Here is a 16,947-nt window from a genome sequence, read left to right on the forward strand (position 1 = left end):
GTTAAAAGGACAGGTTTAGACTCATAAAATACGTTGGCGAAGGCGGAAGGTTTGAATAATTATTCAATGTCCGGTAGCTTGGATCTATACCGTCTTTATTTTTGCGCCAAATTAAGCCGAGATTACGCACGCTGGCATTTACATTGACCGATTTAAACGGCGTACGTTCCAGCATTTTAAATGGAAAATTATAGCCTAGATCAATCTGCTGTAGCCGAATATTACTACCACTGATCACTAAAACATCCGAATTGGCGTAACGGGATAAGCTATTATACTGGTAGCCCGCTTTGCTTAATCCAGGTACATTCGTAAAAGCTTCATCCCCCGGTTGACGCCACCTTTTTGCTAGATCAGACTGGAGTCCAATAGCCCCTGAATAGGGAGCATAGTCCGGATAGTTTTGTACCGAAAGACGTCTGAATACGTGCCCCATTTCATAGGTGATGCGAACCCCCAAAGTAAAGTTGCGATAAGAAAATGTATTGAATAGTCCCCCGAAATAAGGAGGCGTGGTACGGCCCACTTTCACCAGGTCTTCGGGCGTGAGGGCTGTTGCCGGTGCATCGGCACTCACAATTTCGCCGTTTTGTTTATATATCTGCGAACGTCCCTGGTTATCCAGACCCGCCCAACGATAAGCATACATATAGTCAGTAGCATTTCCTACGATCGGAATAGTTCCGGTGATATAATCAAGCACACGGGTAGGGCTTTTAAAACGGGAATCCGTCACTTCATTGGTATTGTAGCCAAAATTGAATAATGTTTTCCATTCCACCTTCGACCGCAACCAGATGGCACTCATTCCCAAATCAATTCCATGCCCCTCCATGGTGGAGCTATTGAATTTCAGGCTTGTCCAGCCATAGGTCGGATTATATGGGAAATCGTAGATAATGTCGGAAGATTTCTTCGTGTAATAATCCAGGTTAAACTGTAGTCTATTATTCCAGATTCCGTAGTCTATCCCTACATTAAATGTTTTCACCTTTTCCCAGCTGATCTGACTGTTGGCAGGTGATGCGATTGTTGCCGTTACTTCATTTGTGATCAGATCGTTGCTTGTGTTGATTACGACAACTCTATTTGCTCCTGTCGGAAGCGTACCATTCACGCCATAGGTCATCCGGATACCTAATGCATCCGCCCATTTTGACTCCTTTAAAAAGTTCTCTTTTTTAGCGTCCCATTTTCCCCCTATTGACCAAAGCGGTTTGCCGCGCTCGCTGCGCGAGGCACCGACTAAGGTAAAATCATCAAACCTTATGCTTCCGGAAAGAACATATTTACCGTTAAATGCCGAAAATGCTCCATTGGAATAATATGAAAGTGCACGATTTCTATTTTTTGCAATGGAAGTATTAGAGCTGAAATAACTGTCCCACCCGTAAATTGTCTTGTAGCTTCCTCTGGGATTGATCACAGCAGAAGAATAGGTATCGGCATTAAAGCCCAAATAGGCATCTGTAGAGGAACGATAGCTATTCTGTTTCCATTCTGCCCCTGCCAGAAAATTCAGATTGTGCTCGCTGGCGGCACCCAGCGGCTTGTTGATATTCAGCTGTGTCCTAAATAAATACTGGGATCCATTGTAATTGCGGATGCCTAATCTCCCCCCCATGGGGTATCCATATACATAATTACCTTTATCGTTGAATGTAGTACCGATGTTGATCAAATTCCGCTGACCATAGCTATTGACACCATCGATATTTTCCTGATTTTCCAGTTCGCGCTGCCATTGCCCCATGACCGAAAAGTCCGCCCAGCTCGTCAACTTGGTATTGATATCCATATGCATCCGTAGACGGTGGGACTGGTCATTATAACTCGCCGCATCAAGCTCTTCGATGGGGTTATAAGCCCAATCGAGATAGCCCTTTTTCTCAAAATCTTGCATTATTTCGGGTCTGAATTGAATATAACGACGGATATTATTTCCATTATCATCTTTCAACTGTTCGTAAGGAAGCAGACCACCGGAGCTAATATTTGACGATAACGCATTAATTGCTGCCGAATTACCAATGGAGTTTCCATAGTTATAAGTAATGCCGGTGGCGAGTTTTACCCGGTCGTTGAACAGCATATTGGTCAAATTGGCTGTTGTATTAAAGCTCTCTGCTTTATTGGCCCGGAATACAGGAACATCTTTATTATAATTGGCCGAGACAAAATAGGTATTCTTGTTGGCTCCGCCTGACACGGATAGATTATACTGCTGTGAAGTGGCCTTTTGTAAGAGATAGTCCTTAAGCTGACTCCGATTATCGGCGGCGGCAAGCCTTGCCAGAGCGGCATCACGCTCCTGTTCTGTTGCTGTACCCCGTTTTACACGAAAGATCCATTCGAGTGATTCGGAGTGCGGCTTACTGATATTAAATGGATCCCAGCTATTTTTTACGATATTGTCGGCTATAAAACCTTCTTCTACCAATTGTTTTTCGAGGTCAATATATTGCGCAGAAGACATGCGGTCCATTTTATTAAGGTCAGCCGGAGAAGCAATGCTCAGTGAGGTTCCAAAATTGACCGACGGTGCTGTATTTCTACCTTTTTTTGTTTCAATGACGATGACTCCATTTGCAGCTTTTGCTCCCCAGATGGAGGAGGCCGCGGCATCTTTCAACACCGTAATACTTTCAATATCGTTGGGATTGATGCGGCTTAAAATCGCACCGCCCGAGCTCTGTGTATTTCCTTTATCGGTCAAAGAAAAACGTGCATCCACTGTTTCCGCCATCGGGAAACCATCAATAACAATCAAAGGATCTCTTGGTGTATCACTACCAAAGGTATTAACACCGCGGATCTTAATGGCATTGGTACGCGGATCTACGTATACGCCGGGGACCAGCCCCTGTATACGTTCCAGTATGTTGATGGACGGTGTTTCCTGAAGCTGTTTGGCAGTGACCCGACCAAAAGCCCCGGTTGCACGCTCTTTGGGCAAACTGGTATAACCCATCGAAACAACCTCCACGTCATCCAATACATTGACCACCTGTTCCATCGTCACGTTGATCTGGTCGCTGCTACCGATTACGCGACGTTGTGGCTCCATGCCCATGTAGGAGAAAATAAGGGCATCGGCCGGATTTGTCAGTCGCAGGGTATAGCTACCATCACTACTTGTTGTTACCCCCGTACGCACAGCGTATCCGTCAGACATAACTGTAACACCAACTAATGGCGCTCCTTTACTGTCTTTCACCCTGCCGGAGATAATTTTCCAAAAACGTTCATCACCGTCGTTATCCTTCTTACCACGGCTATCACGAATAATGGTAAAATAATTGTTTTGCACGTACAGAAAGAGATAATTGTTTGGATACAATAATTCTTTCAATACGGATTCAACGGGTAGTCTTTTGTTTTTCGGGATATGTTCACTGTTGACAAAAGCGTCGCGAATAAGCCCTTCTTCATAAGAAAATTTGGTTCCATAGATGCGTGTTACCTCGCTAAGAGCCTGGCTGAGACTAGCCCTTTTTTGTGCAAAGCTACCTGTGGTACTCATCAGGCAGACGATAGGCACAAGAAGTTTAGTTTTCATAGATTTTGATTGATTAATACTTGTTTCTAGTTAGGTTTTATCACGATTTGTTTGTTTTTCACTTCAATGTTCACATTCATGGTATGTTTGATGACAAAGAGAATGTCATCAATTCCTTTTACTGGTATAACACCGGTAAATCTTTTGTGGAGCAGTGCCGAATCCTGAACAATAACCTGATAACCGTAATTATCTTCCAGTACACTGATAATATTGGCCAGGTCACTGTGTTCGATGCTAAGTTCGCCCCGAGTCCAAGATAGTGCCCGATTCACATCACTGTGGACGATTTGGTTTGCTTTTTCATTTTCATCATAGATGAACATCTCCCCAGGTGCCAGCAAACGATCCATCCCGTCCTTTCCCTGAACCCGTAGGCTACCTTCGAACAATGCCACTTCGATACGCCCACGACGGTCTTTTACATTAAACTTAGTCCCCAGCACAGTCAGCGAGAGGTCTCCCACATGCACTACAAAGAAATCATTCTCGCGCAGGCGATTTTTAATTGCGGTATGTTTTACCTCAAACATACCCTCGCCTTCAAACCATACTTCCCGGGGTTTGTCCGTTTTCCAGCCACGTACATAGGACAGGCTGGAATTACTGTTCAGTTTGATAATGGAAGCATCCGGAAGGGCAACTTCGCGTTGCTGGCCAAAGGCGGTGTTTGTCGCTTTAGGACCATACTGACTGATCTCATAGGTCAACATTGCAAAAAGTAACAGCGCAGCGGCTGAAGCAGTCCATCGCAGTATTTTCCGGATAACGCGTGTTTGCCTTTGTTTCTTTTCATATACCGGAATTTGTGCCATGATACCTGCCCAACGCTGATGACTACTCAAACCACTAGGGGCAAGTTCCTGCCCCTTGATCAGCAGTATCCACATCGTTGCGCGTTCCATCTCTGCAATCAAATCAGGAAAATGATCCCCCAGCTCAGACCAAAAATCGTTTTGAGGATCTCCATTTTGGAACGTCGTCTGCACAAAGTCTTCATCCGCAAAAAAGTCTGCTGCCTTAAAATCTTTATATTTAGCTAACCGAGAGTTCATACTGTTTTATATAGGTTACACCTCTCGACAAAATTTTACCCCAATAAATTTTATTTTTTTTAAAAAAATAGGCAATACCAGCTTGATCATCATAAAAACAGCGAAAGCACCATTTATGATCGTCTTATACTGGTTATTATTTATCAGAGAAAACTTGCCTGCAAGTGCGAGATTTAATTGTAACGTAACTGATTGAGTAAATGGAGCAACAGCAATAAACCAAACCTGCCAAAATGCTTCTTCAGGCTATCTAGCGCTCGGTAGTACAGTTTATAGGTATCCTTGGTGGACAACCCCATAATTTCTGCGATCTCCGGATAGGGCAATTCTTCAAAAAAACGGAGGTGGATAATCTCGCGCTGACGGGCAGTCATCTGCTGCAACGCTTGGTCAAGCCTGTCCCGGACCTCCAGGGCACGTTCTTGACGGATCATGCTGAGATCATGAGGAAGCTCAATGGTAAATGGCAAGTAATCGACAGAAGAACTGGTCATATCCGCCCGTCTGAGTGACTGTTCAATTTTCTTCACCAGTGTACGACGGAAGGCTTTATATAGGTAGTTTTTAACGGCGACATCCGAACTTAAATTGTCTTTGTTGCACCACAACTTGACAAATAGTTCCTGAATACTGTCTTCAATGATATCTTCATCCTGCGTAAACTTAAATCCATAATTGAACAACAGGCGATTATACCGTTCAAAAAGTATTTTGAACGAAGGTTCATGCCCTACTTGAAACATTTGCCAAATCTGTTGATCGGAGTTCATTTAGTAATGCGCGGTTTTTTGTTTTTCAGTTTAAGTAGATAAAATATTCATTCAAATCTACTAAAAAAAAATTTTCGACCTACACCACATAAGCGATTCTCCAGAAAACATGTAGCAGCTTACTGTTTCAGCATGCTATTCATCTTTTAGGACAAGTTCTATTGTACATTTTTCAGGAGGGGCAGCATCATCGAAACCTTGACCGTAAAATCTTCCTCCTGCGGGTTTTTGTCAATTTCGAGCCAAGCGGAGTTCGGCAATTTTTCGCTATTGATCATCCGCAGCCTATCCTCAACCCCCATTATACCGAAAGAGGCACTTTTAAAAGGATTTAAATTAGGTTTAGGAGCGAAATCAAAACCGACACCGTTGTCCATAATTTCAATACACAAATTATTATCCTTTTTAGTGGCTTTTATACTGATCTTGCCCCTACGTCCACTCAGATGTCTGACACCATGATGCACCGCATTTTCGACCAGCGGCTGTATCAGCATCGAGGGGATCCTATAGCTGCTTTTGATCAGATCCTCATCGACATGTATCACATAGTCAAAAGTCTGCCCAAAACGTTCCTGCTCCAGTTCCAGATAGAGCTTCACCAATTGCAGTTCGGAAGCTATGCTAGCCATGGAAAACTGAGAGTTCTCCAATACGAGACGGCTTAACGTCGCAAATTTATGGATCAATTTGCTGGCATGGCGGGCATCATTTTCCACGACATAGGCCTCAATCGAGTTTAATATATTAAAGATAAAATGGGGATTCATCTGTGACCGAATTGCTTTCAGCTCACTTTCATATAGTTTTTGCCTAAACTCAGAAGCCAGTTTCTTTTCCTTTTCCACCTCCAGTACCTCTGCCTGTTCCCGGATCTTGATCTCATTTTGCTTCAACTCCTGTTGTAAGGTCAGACTGAACTCATGCTGCAGCCGATTTATTTTCTTCTGATGCGCAATTCCATAAAGCAGTATCAGGATTACGGCAAGGAAAATACAGGCGATCAAACCTATTTTAAACCAGAGCCCCTGATACCAGAGCAGCTTCACCGAAAGCGGGATAACCAGCTGATGCGTGGACCATTTTCCGTTCTGATCCTCCACCCGGAGAAAAAAGCGGTAATTGCCTCCGGGGACATTACTGTATACGGCCTCATGCCTGTCCTCGGCATCAATCCAGTCCCGATCAATCCCTTCGAGTTTATAGCTGAAGCGCAAATTTTTACCATTCATGATCTCCGCTGCGGAAAAATGAAAAGAGAATGTATTTTCACGAGGCTGAAGCAAGATTCGCCCTGTCCTTAACCGATATGAATTATCGCGGTTAAGGATCTTGAATGCACTTATTATCGGTTTTATTTCCCGTCTGTTTTCATTTAACGCTTTGATCGACCCCTTGATCAGCCCTTTATCCGTAGTCCATACTAAGTTATCGGAATCCAGGTAAAAGTCGTAAATATGGAAACGGTCAGGCGGTACAACCCCCTGCCCCGGATCAAGCTGGTCAAATGTTGAATACCCCGGATCGAAGATCGTCATTCCGTCCGGAGTCCGCATCCAGATCCGTCCTTTGAAATCATCTTTTAAAGCATAAGCATAAATACGGGGAAAACGGTTCCGGTCATTGACCTGTCGAAAACGCACATTGGCGGCCGATCCAGTGATCTGCCCGATCCCCTGCTGACTGCTGCTATACCAAAAATTGCGATCAGCATCCAGCAGAAATGAAAACACGGTATTTACGGCCAGGCTCGTAGGTGGTTTTCCATGTTTAAAATGAATAAACTTCATACCGAGCTTGTCTTCAACCTTGACCGCACCAAAGCCGTCCATACCCATCCAGAGGGCGCCTGCGGCATCCCTTGCCAAAGTAATTATTTTATGGTCAATCAAGCCCTTTGTTTTGTCATACCGTACGACGCTATTTGCCTGCATATCGTACCGATACAATCCATCGCTCCATGAGCCTATCCACAGTACCGGTCTTCCGCCTACCGTATCGGCGACGATGCGATTACAGTCGGCATGTTCCAATCCGAAAGCGTTGCCGACGACCTTTAAAGGCCCGAGCGTCTTTTTTGCCGTATCGAATACGAATATACCCCGATCCAATGTGGAGATATAGATCCTGCCATCCAATGCCATCAGCTGGCTGACGCTCAGTTTAGCCAGGGGAAATACCGATATCCGGGTTCGGAAATCAGCCGAAAGCTGGCCGATCCCCCCCGCTGTCAGGTACCAGATGCTGTCATTGACCTTGATCAATCTATGGATGGGCTGCTGTCCACCGGAAATGAAATCCGTTATCTGATTTATTTCTTTTGAATAATAATAAAGGCCATTGTCGGAGCATATAAAATACCCCTGTCTGACCGGTACTATGCGGTTGATCCTGTTCGGCTTTCCTGATCCATCAGGTACGTTTAAGTTCCAGTCCACTTCCTCGACATGCTTATCCTGTAGTCCATAGCGGTATAGTTTTCCATTTCTATGCGCTGCCAGTACGATATTCTCTTCCGGAAAAAAGGCGGCCTCATCGATATTGTTATCATAAAGTGATACATTGGGCCCCAGGCCGAGTACATCTTTTTGTTTAATTTCCCGGAGAACAGGATCTACATGGATCAGGTTATAGTTATAATAGGATGCAAATATCTTGCCGCCGACATCACATACAGCCGTGACAGCATTTTCACCCAGATTGGCCAAGCCATAATGAACGATCTTCTTCGATCTGGGATCATAAGAAAACAGCCCGTGATAGCGCGTGCCGATCCACAGTAGCCCTTGTCGGTCTTTATGGATACGGAATATGGTCATACAAGACTTTCCATCCAGTTTTATAACTGTGATATGCCCCGATGCCAAATCCAGCATCTGGAGATCTGTCTCCTGTCCGCCAAAGTAAACTTTGCCCGCTGATTCATGAACGGCATAGAGTTCATGTTTTACGAGTGCCCCCTGATTGACGCTGGCAGCATATTTCGTCCAGGCCAGATCCGATGGTTTGCTTCTGTCGTAGCACAGCAGTCCCCTGTTGTAGCTCGTGACCCATATTTTGTTGCCTTCACCGATACTGATGCTACTCAGGTCATAAGAAAAATCTCCTTTTTGGTCAAAACTGACCGGGTGGAATGTTTTCCCGTCAAAATAACAGAGGCCCCGCGCGGTGGCCATCCAGAGCAGGCCGTCCGGATCCGTTGCCGCGTCCCTGATCTTATCGCTGGGCAGGCCTTCCCGACTTGTGAAATGGCTGAAATTATAGATCCGCTGTGGCAATCGTTCTTGGGCAAATGCGATGAAAGCAGTTAGGAGCAAGTAAATAAAGACCACAATTCTAGCCATAACACAAGATTAAATACCAAACAACCTTCCCATGAGATTGATCATCACATTAAATTTTCATCAACAGGTTGTAAGCGATGACAGCTCCTTATAAATTTACGCTATTTTTTTGATTGCCATATCATTATCACTGTTCCTCTTTCAGGGCTGACTCTATGGCCTGGTTGTTATTTAAGTCGACACCCTTTCTTTTAAGGCTAGCCATAACTCCACCGGGAATTAATACATAGCGAAACTTCAAAAATGAGTACATTCTGATCGAATTGCTTCCATCATGTGCGAACCGATAAACGATGATCTGATTGATCTTTGACACGAATGAAATGGTATTGGTTTTTCCTCCGGCATTAGAAGTGTAAGGCAGGGCAAACAATCCCCCTCCATAATCCATATAAACTAATATAGCACTATTGTTGAGGTAAATTGCTGTCAATCCATTTGCAGGGAGGTGGCCTAACCTGCAGGATGTAGCATCAATTACAGAATCCTTATTAACATCCTTGGCATATTGCCAGCCACTATAGATGACATTTGCCGCACCCGTAGCTCCCTTTAGATTAATCCCCGCTCCCCAGCCGGAAGCTGTTTTGGGTCCAAAAAGCTGATAGGTATCGGTTTTAAAATAGAAATCACCCACGGCACCGAGTGATACCGCAGGTATTGCGGTTCCGCTTAATATTTTCGTTCCTGCGGCACCGTTGGTTCCATTGGTACCATTTGTACCTGCGGCACCTCGAAACGAGGTTGCTACCCCCCAGCCGGCATCAGTTTTGGGACCGTACATCTCAGAAGTATTTTTTCGGATATAATAGTCACCATTTTTCCCCAGTGTAGCGCCGGGAACAGTAGTCCCGCTAAAAATTGTTGCTCCGTCGGCACCTTTTTCCCCTTGCATACCGGTAGTGCCCTGATCACCTTTAGGCCCTTGCTGTCCCGGTTGACCGGTATCCCCTTTTTTACAGGAAAATAACATGATCAATCCCAGATTGACCATCGCTAATGTCTTTACTACGTTCATTGGTCTTATTTGTTTATAATTACTGTTCAAATATATTTCCTGTAGGACAAGGAAAAATCAACAATGTGTGAAACAGGTCAACCAATGCGTAGACGGGGCTTTTCATTTAGCCAAGCATCCGATCCGCCTCTTCGGGCACATCCATTCCTCACACTTCTTCCCACTATTTTTGTTGCAAAGAGTGCGATATATCAAGGCGATATATATTGCGTTATGAAAACCGCAACATCCCGATTGTCCCTGAGAAGCGCGGTAACCTATCGGGTCGTAGCCCATAAAACAGATGGCACCTATGTTGACCAGGCCGCCCACCATACTGCCTTTGGAAATTGGGTTGATTTTGTCACAACTTTGGGACTGGGGACTTCAGACTTTACCGCTGCCCATGTGATGACCAGCAGAAAGAGTAAAGATATTAAATTAACTTTTCCTGCGGCTTGCTATAGAGGCGTACAAAATGGAAAATTATTCCAATGCGCCAAGAAAAAGCCCGNNCGGGCTTTTTCTTGGCGCATTGAAGACAGTTTGTCAACGCGGGAAAGCTTTAAAAGATTTTCTAAATCTCCAGCCTATCATAAGTCCCAGCAGGAGCATACTTAGTAGCCAAAACTTAGGGGCCGATAACGAGCTGCGCTTATCCCTTGTTGACTTTTGTCCCTTTTGCAAGGCCATATCGCTGGCCTGCATGGAAACTCCATTTATAACGCTCGCATTCGACTTCGATTCCCGCATAAAAAGCATGCCTTGCTGCCCAGTCAGTCCGCTATCCGGATGAAAATGAAAGCCGCTGTCCGATGCGAAATACCAGTATCGGGATAGACTGTCCTGCCGCAGTCCATACCATCGTTGGGCAAGCCAATCCTTTTGTACCTGCGCGCTCGAAGACTGCAGCTCTTCCCTGCTTTTATTCTGATAGAGCTTACAGGAGCTCAGCCCCATCAGACCTATGAAGCAGATCAATCGATAATTCACGATAGTATTCACTTCTTTTCCTCCCTCCCCTCATTCCAGCCAGTTTGAAAAAGCATAAACCGTAGCCAAGAGACGCCGTTTGGACAATACCCTATTCGCTACATTCCCCTCCACGGTCAGGATATACCTGTCCTCCAGTTTCCGGACAATACCCACATGATTGATGCGACCCTGCTGCTGGCTATAGATACCGAATAGGTCTGCTGGCCGGATATTCTCCTGCTGTGACAGACCGGCAGCGTAGCGGCGACCGTTGGGAAAGAGCGCCGGGCTCCAGGCATTGCGCGGAGCTGAGAGCCCAACCTTTCCGTAACACCAGGACACAAAAGCCGCACACCAGGCGTAACCTTTGCCTAGACCCGTATAAGCTAAATACTCCTCTACCCGCTGTCCATCGTTATTGCCTGTCGCTTCGCGGACACCGATCTCCTGTACCGCAATACTTACAATACGTTCACGAACATGTGCTATTCGCTTTTGATGAACGGGTCGATTTACAACTGTCTCCCGCCCTACAGCACGATGGCCAAAACCACCAGAAAAGAGAACAGCGACAAAAAGAATACCGAAAAATAAAGAATGCATTGTTGCCATGATGTCAATTGATTAAAGTGATGACCAAATTCCTGACGGAAAAATTTAAACGGCTGCCAAAGGATCTCCTGCAGCCAATAGCAGCAGTAGATCACAAGCAACCATGCCAATATGCCGAATAGCAGTACGGACAATATGCCGATATCCAATACACCCGCCGTGGGGTCTATGGCTTGGAGCAAAAGGCCCGCTGAAATAAAAAACAGGCATAGACAGGCCAGCACAATGCCGAGCAGCTGCCTGCTTGTTAGCGGCCAATAGATATCCTCGATATCAAAGACCAGTTGTTTTTGTAATGATTTCATTGATTTTTATATAAATAAACTTACTTACACAATCCTGTCGCTAGCTAAATAGCCCCAAATATTGGCTATCGGAAAAATTAGCTCTGTCTCTATCATGTACAATCAAGTACAGGTGTACGGGCAGCTCTTCCATTCCTTCCGGTAACTCCATCCACAACCCACCCTGATGCCGCAGAGCCTCTTCCTCATTGATTGCCGCCAGCTCCTGCGCTATCGCATAGGCACAGAGAATGACGCCATCATCCCGTTCCGTGCGCCTTATCTTTTCCGCTACCGGATCCCAGGTGATTCCAATGGTAGCTCCCCGACGTTCGACGGAGTGGATCCGCATGGAAGCCTTCACGCCCACGCTCAATTTTGCTTTGGCCGGATCTACTTCAATATTGGGATAAGTACCGGTCATGGCACCCTGCAAGATTGCCGACATCGCCCGCCCGATAGGTGTCTTTTTATTTTTACGTGATGCATAGCCCATCTGCACGATATAATTCACCGGATTGAGAAACTTCCTCGCTTTAGTGAATTTCATCCGGACCGTTTCCGTCCCATTCACCACAAAAGCTTTACTTTCTTTTTGTTTCGATAGTATTTTCATTTTACTTAATATTAACTCCCACGTCTATACGCGGGTAAAACAATAATTATCCTATGACCGGCAGCAAGTACCGGCCATAGGATTCATCCACTACAGCAGGTCTAATTCCCCGAGATAGTTTGTACGACTGATCCGCTTGTTCTTGCGGTCAGCAAAGAAGAGCCAGAGCTGTCCCTTTTCACCCAAAAAATGATCCGGCAATTCAATGTCGATGGTTCCATCTCCACGTACCGGCGGCTCGGGTGCAGTCAGAAACTCATCCAGTGCCGGGTGGTACAGTAAGATGTAAACGGGATCATCTAATTGCCCCTTTTGAATTTTAATCGCTTTATTCGACCATACAACGTTTAAGATCCCATTACCGACAGATGCGGCAACAGAGCCTCCCGGCTGCAAACTTCCCTGAGAAATCTTTACCTTGGAATAGTCCAGCATAAAGTTGGGGTAAGTGCCCACCACGGCAGTGTTGATATTGGCCTGTATTGCCACATTTGTCGGCGTCATCGTATCCGCATTGATCTGCGAGAAGCCTACCTGCACAAAGGGTGCGATCGGCATGATAAATTTGGCAATGGCATAGAAGCGCGCCTGCTGGATCAGTTGCTCTTCGGTCTTAGGCTTGTTGCTCTTTTTTGAAAGCCCCCGGATGTAATCAATACTTTTCCAGCTAGCTCCTATAACTGATCCAGCTTTACCGCTGAATCCACCATTTGCTCCTTTTCTAATTGTTCCCATGTTATTATTTTTTAAAAGTTTAATTCGTAAAAACTTGGTTTATACCGGTATATCACGCTTTACAGCAACAAACATAAAATCAATAAAGCGGAATATCAAGGCGCAAAAAGGGATAGTCCGGTCACTGTCCGGCCACTATTTTTCAACGGGCCAACAGCGGATATTTATGTCCATTTGCTGTCCGGACCAAAAAGATTCCTGTCACCCTGCCAATCGGGCTTTATCCCGATGTTGCTTCGATCCCGCTTCGGAACCGGTCCGTACCCTGTTCGGCATTTCTCTACCGTTTGTCTACCTATCCCCTACTGTTTCCCTACTCTTTTAGTAGGCAATAGGTGGACAATATATAGCAGAACAGCAGACGCATTGCGAACATGGGGCGAACCAAGGGCGAAGAAGAGGCAAAGGATACACGAGGAAATCAAAAGTACGGGGCGGTCCCGATCTAAAAAAACCGAAAGAAAACGAAAGAAGAAAATCAATGAATCGGATTATGGAAAATTAATCCGGAAGGTGGTGGTATTTCTTTTTAAAGGCCACCATATCCGCATGTAAAAAGTATTTGCCGGTATGGTCCTTTTTTACAGGAAGGATCAGGCCTTGCTTTTCGCAGCGGTAGAGCGTTTTGGAGACGATGCCCACATAGCGGCAGACTTCTTTGCTGTGGACCAGCTGCAAGGGAGGGTCAGGAATTTTGCAATGGATCAGCGCCTTCACCTGCTCCGTGGATTCCACAATTTTACCGACAAGGATCTGCAAAGCATCGTGCAGACAGGGGGCCTTACAGGCATTGGGCTTTACAGATAGGGTAAAGCAACTCCCACAGTGTAATTTTTCACTCATCATATAGGAATTTAATGATCTAGCCTGTTCTCCTTTTGAAGTGGAGAGACAAAAGAGATCGGATTAACACAAAGGCCTGCGCCGTTTTAACGACGCAGGCCTCTGCCATAAAAGTGTTCTCATTGTGTATCCCGTATCTTCAGCAATCTGTTTCGGTATTGCTTTACCTGAGCAGACAAGATATTGATCAACTTACTTTTTATCAGGCTTGAGCTTTTTCCGATCAGATTAGACCTCCTTAGCTGCGTGTCAAATGTCTTGCTTGCATACTTTAAAAATTGCGGGTGAGTGGTACGAATGACCTGGATCATAAATATTTTTAACAGCATGGTACTCGGGGCATTGGCTGTCTCGATCAGTGTAAAACTTTCGCGCAGGACAGATTCATAGTAAAACAGCTCTACCCGTCCCCCATACATCTTTGTTCCCTTGAGGATCATAGCCCTGATGTGGTCGACCAATGAATCTATCTGATCCAATAGCAGTTGCAATGTATCAGTATCTTTAAACTTGCCATACATGACACATTCCTCTAGCTGGCGCAGTAATTTTTCAAAGGTATGCCTATCCCATATTTCTTCACTCGCAACCTGCATATAGGCCTTCGTTATGACCTGAAAATGTGCATTCAAATTCAAAGGTTTTATTTTTACCAAAAACTCCTCAAAGGTGATATCCAGTTTAATAAAATGAAAATAGTAGGTATAGATCTTAAAATATGTAAGCTCTTCAAATGGCATAAGGTAGACAAGCGGAATTTCCGAACAGATGATTTTCATCCTGGCCTTTTCGCCTTTATCACGAAGCTTTTCAAATTCCTTTTGCAGCCCCTCCATATAGCATTTTAATTCTCTGAGATCCCAGTTTATCAGCGGCAGGTAGCGCATATCTAACAACTTTACCTCGGGACAAGAACAAATATCCGATTCGCCCTCCAATCTCCGTGCGATATCATCAAAAGAAATATTATAATAACGAGCAAGACGGTAAGCCTCAGGAAAGCTCAAGTAAGTATCACCGCGTTGTCTATTACGGAGCGATCTGTTTTCTACGTGAAGCAGTTGCTGCAATTCCTTGGTCAACTGGGAAGAATTTCCCACTCTCTCAGCTATTATTTCAAAAAGTGCGCGTTGAGTATTAATATCTACTTGCATTTATCTCGGTGTTAAAATTAATTCAGGAAATACAAAAACACTAAAATAAGTTTATTTATCATAAGAACAAAGATAAACCATAAAGAAATACGTGTTTAAAGTGTGATTTAAGCCATTTCGGTAAAAATTATACCATGAAATTTTTTTTTGGTAAAAAAAATACCGACTTCCATCATAACAAGATGGATTAATGGAAAAATAAATACCTTTTAAAGAAAGTTTATCCTTGCTAATTTCACAACTAAAAGTATTACCAATTTATAATCAAGCCAATATATAAACTAAAATGAACAAACCATCAGTTATTAAGGAACGTCTGCTCCCCTATTTTTTGCATCGTTTACACGAGAGCGGCGTGCCACAGCCAAGCTATCCGGACGAATTGACAGATGCAATTACCGTCCATTACATCCCGCCCGGGCAGCGCATTGATCAACCCATTCCCTGCTTATTCTTTCTCGCGCACGGTCTACTCAAAGAATATTACCGAAGCAAACGCAGCGTGCAACCCTCTTCGTTAGTCCAACTGTTAATGCCTGACGACCTCTGGGTTTACAACCGGGCCACATACAAGTTCAGGACCCGTGCCCTTCTACCTACCTGGTTGCTGGAGATCTCACTCGATAAACTGCATTGCATCATTGATACTTCCCATAGCTTAAGGCTATGGCTCGAGCAATTGGAGATGTGCTATCGTTCCAAACATTGCTTTTCCAGTTTTTTGAAAGCTCAACCTGATCAAAACGAACGTATTCTCTTTTTTCTGGAAGAATATGGTCCATATATTGATTTTTTGAGCAGCAATGAAATCCAGCATTATACCGGGCTTAACAAATGGAAGATTGAAAAACTTCGCGCTATTGCATTTTTATACCAACGCTTTGACTATGGGAACATACTACTCTGAAAAAGATGCGCTTCAGGCCCTTTATACCTATTGGGAAAAACTCCATCCCGGTCTCGAAGATTTTCATAAGCGCTGGTTGCAGAAAAATGGAGAGATTATACCGATGACCAGAGGTCAGATCCTATCGGAAACACCGCAGATGCAATCCGCACTCTATATTGTATGAGTAGGTTTATTGGCAAAAGAACGTTACTGTCCTGATCGGGACGAACGACTGATTATGACCGTGGCCCTGCCCCATATGGGATTTTTTACGACCATGCATTTTTTTAGCAGAAGCCCCGCTTTGGGTGATATTGTCTGTTTAAAACCGGGACTAGTCCTCAAGATCCCCTACAAAGCCATAGGCCCCCACCGCAATCAGGAAAAAGCCATCGACACATTGATTGATCTGCTGGTCAATAAGAAAAAATATCAGCTGGACCATCTGCGGGTGATGGATTCATTGCTTATATCCACTGATCGTTATTTCTATTTTGCGGATCATCTGCCGCAGCTCTATCATGCCCTTAGTCAAAGCCAGCAGGCCCGGCTATTAAAGATGTCGGTACGATCTATTCAACGGGCCAAGCGATTATACGTGCGTCGCAGGTAATTTACCGCCACCTGGTGGCGGTGTTTTGGCTAAAAATCCTGCTATATCTTTGAATTAACGAAAGAAGAAAAATTAATAGATCTAAGACATGGGAAAAAATAGGAAATGGTTTCGGAATAAGTTTGCGGTATTTCCCGAAGGGGTACTGGGGGAAATTAAAACGCTGCTGCTGGCTGCTGGATTGGAGAAAGCACAGCCGTTCCAGAAATGGGGCGTGACCAATTTGGAGTAAATTATGATATTTTTAATCGAAGAACGGAGTCATTATGGCATGGTTTTCATTTACGGGCTCGGATCCAGCTGATCCGGCCGACTACACATTATCGAGTTCACAACCATCTTGTACAGGGACACCACAGCAACTGTGTGCTATCCAAGCTACTAATAACGGTGGTCATCCCGATTTGGATACAAACATCCTTTCGGAAATGGTGCAAGCTTTGAACAATCAGGCAAACACCACAAATGTGAAATTAAAAGTTCGTCCAGCTTAATTGAGTG

17 protein-coding genes are annotated in these 16,947 nt (G+C 44.6%); 5 read left to right on the plus strand and 12 right to left on the minus strand.

Going from position 1 to position 16,947, the window contains the following annotated elements:
- Position 1 precedes the first annotated feature (1 nt).
- From B4G94_RS24510 to B4G94_RS24565, 12 genes are all read right to left on the minus strand, one after another.
- Complete coding sequence (locus B4G94_RS24510) at positions 2-3,559, minus strand: SusC/RagA family TonB-linked outer membrane protein (RefSeq protein ID WP_286862684.1); 3,558 nt, start codon at positions 3,557-3,559, stop codon at positions 2-4.
- Positions 3,560-3,585: 26 nt separating this feature from the next.
- Positions 3,586-4,614 (minus strand): FecR family protein, encoded by a 1,029-nt coding sequence (locus B4G94_RS24515; protein ID WP_108632721.1) that lies wholly within the window; start codon positions 4,612-4,614, stop codon positions 3,586-3,588.
- 173 nt (positions 4,615-4,787) lie between these two features.
- A complete protein-coding gene (locus B4G94_RS24520) occupies positions 4,788-5,384 on the minus strand; it encodes an RNA polymerase sigma factor (RefSeq protein ID WP_108632722.1) in 597 nt (198 codons plus the stop codon).
- 158 nt (positions 5,385-5,542) lie between these two features.
- On the minus strand, positions 5,543-8,728 hold the full coding sequence (locus B4G94_RS24525; protein ID WP_286862686.1) for a sensor histidine kinase: 3,186 nt from the start codon (positions 8,726-8,728) through the stop codon (positions 5,543-5,545).
- 127 nt (positions 8,729-8,855) lie between these two features.
- Entirely contained in the window at positions 8,856-9,746 is an 891-nt protein-coding gene (locus B4G94_RS24530) for a collagen-like triple helix repeat-containing protein (protein WP_286862688.1), read from the minus strand.
- 528 nt (positions 9,747-10,274) lie between these two features.
- The gene (locus tag B4G94_RS24535; RefSeq protein ID WP_286862689.1) at positions 10,275-10,730 is read right to left on the minus strand and encodes a hypothetical protein; all 456 of its coding nucleotides are present in this window, start codon (positions 10,728-10,730) and stop codon (positions 10,275-10,277) included.
- An 18-nt stretch (positions 10,731-10,748) separates the two neighbouring features.
- Entirely contained in the window at positions 10,749-11,312 is a 564-nt protein-coding gene (locus B4G94_RS24540) for a CHAP domain-containing protein (protein ID WP_286862691.1), read from the minus strand.
- The gene (locus B4G94_RS24545; RefSeq protein WP_286862693.1) at positions 11,231-11,617 is read right to left on the minus strand and encodes a hypothetical protein; all 387 of its coding nucleotides are present in this window, start codon (positions 11,615-11,617) and stop codon (positions 11,231-11,233) included. Before B4G94_RS24545 ends, B4G94_RS24540 begins: the two co-directional genes overlap by 82 nt.
- Before the next feature lie 40 nt (positions 11,618-11,657).
- On the minus strand, positions 11,658-12,212 hold the full coding sequence (locus B4G94_RS24550) for a DUF6266 family protein (protein WP_286862695.1): 555 nt from the start codon (positions 12,210-12,212) through the stop codon (positions 11,658-11,660).
- A gap of 90 nt (positions 12,213-12,302) precedes the next feature.
- Complete coding sequence (locus B4G94_RS24555) at positions 12,303-12,947, minus strand: DUF6266 family protein (protein ID WP_286862696.1); 645 nt, start codon at positions 12,945-12,947, stop codon at positions 12,303-12,305.
- Between the two features lie 501 nt (positions 12,948-13,448).
- Entirely contained in the window at positions 13,449-13,793 is a 345-nt protein-coding gene (locus B4G94_RS24560) for a hypothetical protein (RefSeq protein WP_286862697.1), read from the minus strand.
- Positions 13,794-13,909: 116 nt separating this feature from the next.
- The gene (locus B4G94_RS24565; protein WP_286862698.1) at positions 13,910-14,944 is read right to left on the minus strand and encodes a hypothetical protein; all 1,035 of its coding nucleotides are present in this window, start codon (positions 14,942-14,944) and stop codon (positions 13,910-13,912) included.
- A gap of 286 nt (positions 14,945-15,230) precedes the next feature.
- Here B4G94_RS24565 and B4G94_RS24570 point away from each other — a divergent pair, with 286 nt between their 5' ends.
- From B4G94_RS24570 to B4G94_RS24590, 5 genes are all read left to right on the plus strand, one after another.
- Positions 15,231-15,851 (plus strand): hypothetical protein, encoded by a 621-nt coding sequence (locus tag B4G94_RS24570; RefSeq protein WP_286862700.1) that lies wholly within the window; start codon positions 15,231-15,233, stop codon positions 15,849-15,851.
- Positions 15,832-16,017, plus strand: a complete 186-nt coding sequence (locus B4G94_RS24575) for a hypothetical protein (RefSeq protein ID WP_286862702.1) — start codon at positions 15,832-15,834, stop codon at positions 16,015-16,017. The genes B4G94_RS24570 and B4G94_RS24575 overlap by 20 nt, the downstream gene beginning before the upstream one ends.
- A 9-nt stretch (positions 16,018-16,026) precedes the next feature.
- Entirely contained in the window at positions 16,027-16,446 is a 420-nt protein-coding gene (locus B4G94_RS24580; protein WP_286862704.1) for a hypothetical protein, read from the plus strand.
- An 88-nt stretch (positions 16,447-16,534) separates the two neighbouring features.
- A complete protein-coding gene (locus B4G94_RS24585) occupies positions 16,535-16,678 on the plus strand; it encodes a hypothetical protein (RefSeq protein ID WP_286862706.1) in 144 nt (47 codons plus the stop codon).
- Between the two features lie 34 nt (positions 16,679-16,712).
- On the plus strand, positions 16,713-16,940 hold the full coding sequence (locus B4G94_RS24590; protein ID WP_286862708.1) for a hypothetical protein: 228 nt from the start codon (positions 16,713-16,715) through the stop codon (positions 16,938-16,940).
- Positions 16,941-16,947: the final 7 nt, after the last annotated feature.

The sequence above is a fragment of the Sphingobacterium sp. UBA7625 genome, from assembly GCF_002484085.1.
In the GTDB taxonomy this organism is placed as follows: Bacteria; Bacteroidota; Bacteroidia; order Sphingobacteriales; family Sphingobacteriaceae; genus Sphingobacterium; species Sphingobacterium athyrii.

Bases quoted from the DNA above. Each gene is read 5' to 3' on its own strand.
- B4G94_RS24545 (WP_286862693.1), bottom strand. From the start codon at position 11,617: ATGAAATCATTACAAAAACAACTGGTCTTTGATATCGAGGATATCTAT.
- B4G94_RS24575 (WP_286862702.1), top strand. From the start codon at position 15,832: ATGGGAACATACTACTCTGAAAAAGATGCGCTTCAGGCCCTTTATACC.
- B4G94_RS24555 (WP_286862696.1), bottom strand. From the start codon at position 12,947: ATGGGAACAATTAGAAAAGGAGCAAATGGTGGATTCAGCGGTAAAGCT.
- B4G94_RS24590 (WP_286862708.1), top strand. From the start codon at position 16,713: ATGGCATGGTTTTCATTTACGGGCTCGGATCCAGCTGATCCGGCCGAC.
- B4G94_RS24515 (WP_108632721.1), bottom strand. From the start codon at position 4,614: ATGAACTCTCGGTTAGCTAAATATAAAGATTTTAAGGCAGCAGACTTT.
- B4G94_RS24530 (WP_286862688.1), bottom strand. From the start codon at position 9,746: ATGAACGTAGTAAAGACATTAGCGATGGTCAATCTGGGATTGATCATG.
- B4G94_RS24570 (WP_286862700.1), top strand. From the start codon at position 15,231: ATGAACAAACCATCAGTTATTAAGGAACGTCTGCTCCCCTATTTTTTG.
- B4G94_RS24565 (WP_286862698.1), bottom strand. From the start codon at position 14,944: ATGCAAGTAGATATTAATACTCAACGCGCACTTTTTGAAATAATAGCT.
- B4G94_RS24585 (WP_286862706.1), top strand. From the start codon at position 16,535: ATGGGAAAAAATAGGAAATGGTTTCGGAATAAGTTTGCGGTATTTCCC.
- B4G94_RS24550 (WP_286862695.1), bottom strand. From the start codon at position 12,212: ATGAAAATACTATCGAAACAAAAAGAAAGTAAAGCTTTTGTGGTGAAT.
- B4G94_RS24520 (WP_108632722.1), bottom strand. From the start codon at position 5,384: ATGAACTCCGATCAACAGATTTGGCAAATGTTTCAAGTAGGGCATGAA.
- B4G94_RS24560 (WP_286862697.1), bottom strand. From the start codon at position 13,793: ATGATGAGTGAAAAATTACACTGTGGGAGTTGCTTTACCCTATCTGTA.
- B4G94_RS24525 (WP_286862686.1), bottom strand. From the start codon at position 8,728: ATGGCTAGAATTGTGGTCTTTATTTACTTGCTCCTAACTGCTTTCATC.
- B4G94_RS24540 (WP_286862691.1), bottom strand. From the start codon at position 11,312: ATGGCAACAATGCATTCTTTATTTTTCGGTATTCTTTTTGTCGCTGTT.
- B4G94_RS24510 (WP_286862684.1), bottom strand. From the start codon at position 3,559: ATGAAAACTAAACTTCTTGTGCCTATCGTCTGCCTGATGAGTACCACA.